Below are 6863 nucleotides of genomic sequence, written 5' to 3'. Positions count from 1 at the left end.
CCATTTACCGGCTTCTTTCGCGCCGCTTTCGCCATTGTTCGCAATATAGTCTTCATAACCGACCACTTCAGCACGGATAAAGCCTTTTTCGAAGTCAGTGTGGATTTTACCTGCCGCTTGCGGAGCTGTGGCGCCAATTGGCACGGTCCAAGCACGCACTTCTTTAACACCCGCCGTGAAGTAGGTTTGCAGGGTAAGCAGTTCATAACCGGCGCGAATCACACGGTTAAGGCCTGGCTCTTCCAGCCCCATTTCTTCTAAGAATGCAGCCGCTTCTTCGGCGTCCAGCTCGGCAATTTCGCCTTCAATTTCCGCGCACACGGCGACCACGGTGGCACCTTCTTGGGCGGCAATTTCACGTACTTTGTCGAGGTAAGGGTTGTTTTCAAAGCCATCATCGTTGACGTTGGCAATGTACATAGTGGGCTTAAGCGTCAAGAAGTTGAGGTATTGTACTGCCGCTTCTTCTTCTTTGCTTAGCTCGACAGAACGCAACATGTTGCCTTCTTCCAGCACAGGCAGCAGTTTTTCAAGCACAGTTAGCTCAAACTTAGCGTCTTTGTCGCCACCCTTGGCTTTTTTGGTGTTGCGCTGAATGGCGCGCTCACAGCTTTCAAGGTCGGCCAGTGCCAGCTCGGTGTTGATAACATCGATGTCATCCGCAGGGTCGACTTTACCGGCAACGTGAACAATGTTGTCGTTTTCAAAACAACGTACCACGTGGCCAATTGCATCGGTTTCGCGGATGTTGGCGAGGAACTTGTTTCCTAAACCTTCACCGCGTGATGCACCGGCAACCAGTCCCGCGATATCCACAAATTCCATGGTGGTTGGCAGCACTTTTTGGGGGTTAACAATCTTGGCTAACGCATCCAAGCGCAAGTCAGGCACAGGCACCACGCCCGTGTTTGGCTCGATGGTACAGAATGGAAAGTTAGCTGCGTCAATGCCAGCTTTGGTCAGTGCATTAAACAGAGTGGATTTACCTACGTTTGGTAGGCCCACGATGCCACATTTAAAACCCATGAGATGGTAACCCTTTAATCAAAAATTACTGTGCTTTGAAGGTATGCAGACGGTTTTGCGCTTTGGCAAGATCGTCTTTGAGCAAGATATCGAGGCTACGAACCGCCTCGTCCGTGGCCTGTTCGATCAGGCTTTGCTCATTGGCGGGGGCTTTGGTGAGCACATATCCCGCTACCTTGTCTTTGTGACCCGGATGGCCAATACCAATCCGGAGTCGGTAGAACGATTTATCGTTAGCTAATTTACTGATGATGTCACGCAGGCCATTGTGTCCTCCGTGTCCACCGCCTTGCTTAAACTTTGCCACACCCGGTGGCAAGTCTAGCTCGTCATGCGCCACCATGATGGCATCGACGGGAATATTGTAAAAATTAGCCAGTGCTTGAACGGCTTTACCGGACAAATTCATGTAAGTGGTTGGGATCAACAAACGCAGATCTTGACCGTGTACGGTAATGCGGCCGGTCAGGCCAAAAAACTTTTTTTCTTCTTTCAGCGGTGCATTGTGGATCCGCGCAAGTTCTTGCACGACCCAAGCGCCCGCGTTGTGGCGTGTTTGGGCATATTCTGGCCCCGGATTGGCCAATCCAACTAGTAAGCGGATCTGATTACTCACGATGTTTCTCGCTGTTTATCTACCCATCATAGCCGGTGAGCATTCTGCCCACCCCAAAAGGCGCCATATCCTACCATTGTTACGACTCAGCGGTCGAGTCAGCACTGAAAATAGACAGATAAAAAAACGCCCTGCACAGAGGCAGGGCGCTTTCACTAAGGATGCGTCTATTACGAATTAAACATCGCAGAGATGGATTCTTCGTTGCTGATACGGCGAATCGCTTCCGCTAGCATGCCAGACAGAGTCAGTTGTGAGACTCGGCCGGTAGCTTGGATTTCTGCGCTTAGCGGAATGGAGTCGGTCACCACGATTTCATCGATGACAGATTCCGCAATATTTTTCGGCGCGTCGCCAGAAAATACAGGGTGAGTTGCGTAAGCGAATACACGTTTCGCACCACGGTTTTTCAGCGCTTCAGCGGCTTTACACAGGGTGCCACCGGTATCGATCATGTCATCAACGATGATGCAGTCACGGCCTTCAACGTCACCAATCAAGTGCATAACTTGAGACACGTTCGCACGTGGACGACGTTTATCGATGATGGCAATGTCGGTATCGTCGAGCAGTTTCGCGGTTGCACGCGCTCGAACCACGCCGCCGATGTCAGGAGAGACAACAACAGGATCTTCCAAGTTCTTCGCTAGCATGTCTTCAAGCAAAACAGGGGTGCCAAAGATGTTGTCGACAGGCACGTCGAAGAAGCCTTGGATTTGCTCTGCGTGGAGATCCACGGTGAGGACGCGGTCAACGCCAACGTTGGAAAGAAAATCTGCAATAACTTTTGCGGTGATAGGAACACGGGAGGAACGTACGCGGCGGTCTTGACGGGCATAACCAAAGTAAGGGATTACTGCGGTTATACGACCTGCCGATGCACGTCGGAACGCGTCTATCATCACGACCAATTCCATTAGGTTGTCATTGGTCGGTGCACAGGTAGATTGGAGGACGAACACGTCACTACCGCGCACGTTCTCGTTAATCTGAACACACACTTCGCCGTCAGAAAAACGGCCGACAGTGGCGTCACCCAGTGACATGTAAAGACGGTTTGCGATACGTTGGGCGAGAACGGGTGTCGCGTTACCAGCGAACAGCTTCATATCAGGCACGGTGGAAACCTCGGGTTGCATCCATTTAGTAGTCACTGACTCACAGTTTGCTGCTGTAGCGCATCAAGTAGGGGTGAACGGTTCAACCCACGTGCAACAAACCCTGTCAGCCAGTTAGGCATTATGTCGAGTGTGGCCTGGGCATCTTGTGCGGTGTCAAACTCGGCAAACACGCACGCGCCTGTCCCAGTCATCCTAGACGGCGCGTATTCTAGCAGCCACGAAACAGCCTTATCAACCTCGGGGAATTGTTTACGGGCTATCTTTTCGCAATCGTTTTCGTATTTTTGCCCCATTAGCTCAGAAACTGTGCGCTTTGGCGTGTTTCTTTGCAACTGAGGATGAGTGAAAATTGCAGCGGTCGAAATCGACACGTCCGGCTTGACCACTAAGTAAACTTTTTCTTCCGGTAACACCGGTGTGAATTTTTCACCCACGCCCTCAGCCAATGCTGCTTGACCATGAATAAAAATAGGCACGTCAGCGCCCAAACGCAATCCAAGAGCCGCCAATTCATCAGCGCTGACTTGGGTCTGCCATAAATGATTGAGCGCAACCAAGGTAGTGGCGGCATCGGATGACCCGCCCCCTAATCCGCCGCCCATGGGGAGCCGTTTGTCGATATCAATGTGCGCCCCGTAGGGACATCCTGTGTGGGCTTGCAGCGCCTTGGCGGCTTTGACAATCAAGTTATCGTCTTCTTTCACCCCTTCCATGGCAGGGCTGAGGCTGATCGTCCCGGTTTGGTTAGGCGTAATGGCAAGGGTATCGCCCACGTCCAAAAACTGAAACAAGGTTTGGAGTTCGTGGTATCCGTCCTCACGACGGCCATTGATATACAAGAAGAGGTTCAGTTTGGCAGGCGCGGGCCAAAATGTGGTGTCATTCATCATCAAGCGTCCAATTGGAGATAACCAGCTTTACGGTTTGCTGGGGGCTTTTTAAGGTGATACGCGAAGGCAGCGCCGGCTGCGTGCTACCATCGTAACCGAGATAATCAATGGTCCAGCCTTGGGCGTTGCTTAAACGGGCGAGGCGGTTATCATCGCCGAGCTCAAATTGATCTCGCGATTGTGGTAAGCCAAGCAACCAAGCGGGCAGCGCGTCAATCGGTAACGACATGCCGCTCAGCCGCTCAATCAAGCGAGCCGCATCTGAGTCGGTATAAACTTGGCCTTGGTCATCCACCACGGTGGCAAGCTGCGGATCGATAGTCAGCGAGAGTAGGGTGGTCCCTAAAAAATTGGTCAGACGGAGCGTGGATTGTTCTGGCTGATGATGCCAATACAAATTCGCTGAAAACCGCTCTTGGGGTGAAATAAACGCGACCTTGCCTTTCGCCGTGTAGCTATCGATGGCCGTTAACGCCGACTGATGCGCTTGCCATTGAGTCGACGGTGGTGGGGCGGTGGCACAGCCTGACAAAATGGCGATACAGGCGGCGATGACGCAGGCGCGTAGGGGAGCAAGCATGTGCTGAGTATCCTTTCTTTGACGTCAATAAAGCGGCATCAGGGCCGTGATGCGCTTACTTTGCCACAAGCTGTGCGGAGAAAGAAGACGCCTATCGTGTCTGTATCCGTGGATACGGCACGGGTTTGGCGAGGAAGCCACCAATCTCGCGAGGCTTCACATTTCCACGCCAAGAGGATGATGCATATCAATGTTCGCTTTAATTCACGGGGGCCATCAAGTAAAATCCTCCGCTCCAATCCTTACTGGTGCTGTCGGTAACAACGCTTCATGAGCCTGTTAGTTCTCGGAATCAATCACAAAACGGCCCCCGTTGACTTGCGGGAGAAAGYCGCCTTTTCGCCGCAACAACTGGAACAAGCGTTGCAGCAACTGACCGACCACCCTCAAGTACGAAGCTGTGTGATCGTCTCAACGTGTAACCGCACTGAGCTGTACGCCGACATGCGTCAGCCGGGGATCGGCGTGCTGGTGGATTGGTTGACCGCTTTTCATCACCTAAGCAGTGATAGCCTGATGGCGAGCATTTACTATCACGAAGAACAAGCAGCGGTGAAACACCTGATGCGCGTAGCGTGTGGGTTGGACTCTTTAGTACTCGGTGAGCCCCAAATTCTAGGCCAAGTGAAGCAGGCTTATGCCAGTTCCGGAAAAGCCAATCTGATTGCGGGCTCGCTAGAAAAGCTGTTTCAAAAAGTGTTTGCCGTTGCCAAACGGGTGAGAACCGAGACGGATATCGGCGGCAATGCGGTCTCTGTTGCTTTTGCGGCTTGTACCTTGGCGCGTCAGATCTTTGAGTCGTTATCCGATGTCACCACCTTGTTGGTCGGGGCGGGGGAGACCATAGAATTAGTGACCAAGCACCTGCATGAACACAAATGCAGCAACATTATCGTGGCCAATCGGACTCAATCTCGTGCGCAGTGTTTGGCAGACCAATTTAATGCGCAGGTGATTGGGCTTGAAGCGATCCCAGAGCACTTGGCGAAAGCAGATATCGTGATTAGCTCAACGGCCGCCCCTTTGCCGCTTATTGGTAAAGGCATGGTAGAAAAAGCACTGAAACAGCGCCGTCACCAGCCCATGTTGCTGATCGATATTGCCGTGCCAAGAGACATTGAAGAAGAAGTGGGCAATCTTGCCGACGCGTATCTGTATAGTGTGGATGATTTGCAATCTATCGTGGAACGTAATCGCGAACAGCGTAAAGTAGCCGCGATCCAAGCTGAAGCGATCGTGACGGAAGAAAGCGCTGATTTCATGCGTTGGCTACGCTCACGAGAGGCGGTTGATAGTATTAAGCAATTCCGCACTCAATCGGAGCAGATCAAACAAGCCGAGCTTGAACAAAGTATTCAGGCGTTGGCCAATGGCGCAGATGCCGAAAGCGTATTGCGCCAATTGAGCAATCGTCTAACAAATAAACTGATCCATACGCCGACACAGGCAATGCAGCAAGCAGCACAAAATGGTGAGCCAGAAAAACTGGCGGTGATGCGTGCCTGTCTTGGGCTGGACAGTGATAACTAACGAAGAGATATATGAAAGCATCAATTTTAGCCAAGCTAGAATCACTGGCCGAGCGTTATGAAGAAGTTCAGCACCTGTTGGGCACGCCAGAGATCATCAACGATCAGAACAAGTTCCGTGCGCTGTCCAAAGAATACTCTCAGCTTGAAGAAGTGATTAAGTGTTTTGGTCAGTTCAAACAAGCACAAGAAGACTTGGTAGCCGCACAAGAAATGGCAAACGAAGACGACCCAGAGATGCGTGAAATGGCGCAAGAGGAAGTCGAACAGGCCAAGCAGAGCATTGCCGACTTGACCGACGAGCTGCAAATCTTGCTCCTACCCAAAGACCCTAATGATGATCGCAACTGCTTCCTTGAGATCCGTGCTGGCGCAGGCGGTGATGAGGCCGCGATTTTTGCAGGCGACCTATACCGTATGTACAGCCGTTATGCCGAGCAACGTGGCTGGAAGACTGAAATCATTAGCGCGAGCGATGGTGAGCACGGTGGTTTTAAAGAAGTGATTGCGCGCGTGGCAGGCGAAGGCGCCTATGGCGTGCTGAAATTTGAATCTGGCGGCCACCGAGTCCAACGCGTGCCGGCGACAGAATCACAAGGTCGCGTACATACCTCTGCGTGTACCGTTGCTATCTTGCCTGAAGTGCCAGAAGCAGAAATTCCAGAAATTAACCCTGCTGATTTAAAAGTGGACACCTTCCGTGCATCGGGTGCGGGTGGTCAGCACGTTAACACCACCGACTCGGCCATTCGTATTACCCACTTGCCAACCGGCACTGTGGTGGAGTGTCAAGACGAACGTTCGCAGCACAAAAACCGCGCTAAAGCGATGTCGGTACTGGCCGCTCGTTTGATTAAAGCGGAAGAAGAAAAGCGCGCTGCAGAAGAAGCGTCAACACGTCGTAACTTGTTGGGCTCAGGCGATCGCTCCGACCGTATCCGTACTTACAACTATCCACAAGGCCGAGTGTCCGATCACCGTATTAACTTAACCCTTTATCGTTTAGATGAAGTGATGCAAGGCGATTTGGATAGCTTGGTTGACCCTGTGATTCAAGAGCATCAGGCCGACCAACTCGCGGCGTTGTCAGAGCAACAATAA

At 51.9% G+C, this 6863-nt stretch carries 7 protein-coding genes; 2 read left to right on the top strand and 5 right to left on the bottom strand.

What is annotated here, in order from left to right; genetic code table 11:
- The 5 genes from ychF to lolB all read right to left on the bottom strand — a co-directional run.
- Positions 1–1026, bottom strand: a 1026-nt coding sequence (ychF, locus tag BZG83_RS05640) for a redox-regulated ATPase YchF (protein WP_077479702.1), incomplete at its 3' end; no start/stop codon positions are given.
- A gap of 25 nt (positions 1027–1051) precedes the next feature.
- A complete protein-coding gene (gene pth, locus BZG83_RS05635; RefSeq protein ID WP_069587379.1) occupies positions 1052–1642 on the bottom strand; it encodes an aminoacyl-tRNA hydrolase in 591 nt (196 codons plus the stop codon).
- 170 nt (positions 1643–1812) lie between these two features.
- Entirely contained in the window at positions 1813–2760 is a 948-nt protein-coding gene (locus BZG83_RS05630) for a ribose-phosphate pyrophosphokinase (protein ID WP_131825056.1), read from the bottom strand.
- A gap of 32 nt (positions 2761–2792) precedes the next feature.
- A complete protein-coding gene (ispE, locus tag BZG83_RS05625) occupies positions 2793–3653 on the bottom strand; it encodes a 4-(cytidine 5'-diphospho)-2-C-methyl-D-erythritol kinase (protein WP_077457334.1) in 861 nt (286 codons plus the stop codon).
- Positions 3643–4233, bottom strand: coding sequence for a lipoprotein insertase outer membrane protein LolB (gene lolB / locus BZG83_RS05620; protein WP_077479701.1), 591 nt, complete (start codon positions 4231–4233; stop codon positions 3643–3645). The genes ispE and lolB overlap by 11 nt, the downstream gene beginning before the upstream one ends.
- Positions 4234–4503: 270 nt before the next feature.
- On the opposite strand from lolB, the gene hemA reads away from it, so the two are divergent.
- The gene (hemA, locus tag BZG83_RS05615) at positions 4504–5763 is read left to right on the top strand and encodes a glutamyl-tRNA reductase (RefSeq protein WP_077479700.1); all 1260 of its coding nucleotides are present in this window, start codon (positions 4504–4506) and stop codon (positions 5761–5763) included.
- A gap of 11 nt (positions 5764–5774) precedes the next feature.
- The gene (gene prfA / locus BZG83_RS05610; RefSeq protein WP_077479699.1) at positions 5775–6863 is read left to right on the top strand and encodes a peptide chain release factor 1; all 1089 of its coding nucleotides are present in this window, start codon (positions 5775–5777) and stop codon (positions 6861–6863) included.

Origin of the sequence: Salinivibrio sp. PR919, assembly GCF_001995355.1 — a bacterium.
Classification (GTDB): domain Bacteria; phylum Pseudomonadota; class Gammaproteobacteria; order Enterobacterales; family Vibrionaceae; genus Salinivibrio; species Salinivibrio proteolyticus.
Note: the sequence above shows the minus strand (reverse complement) of the source record. Positions and strands in the feature narration are given on the sequence as shown.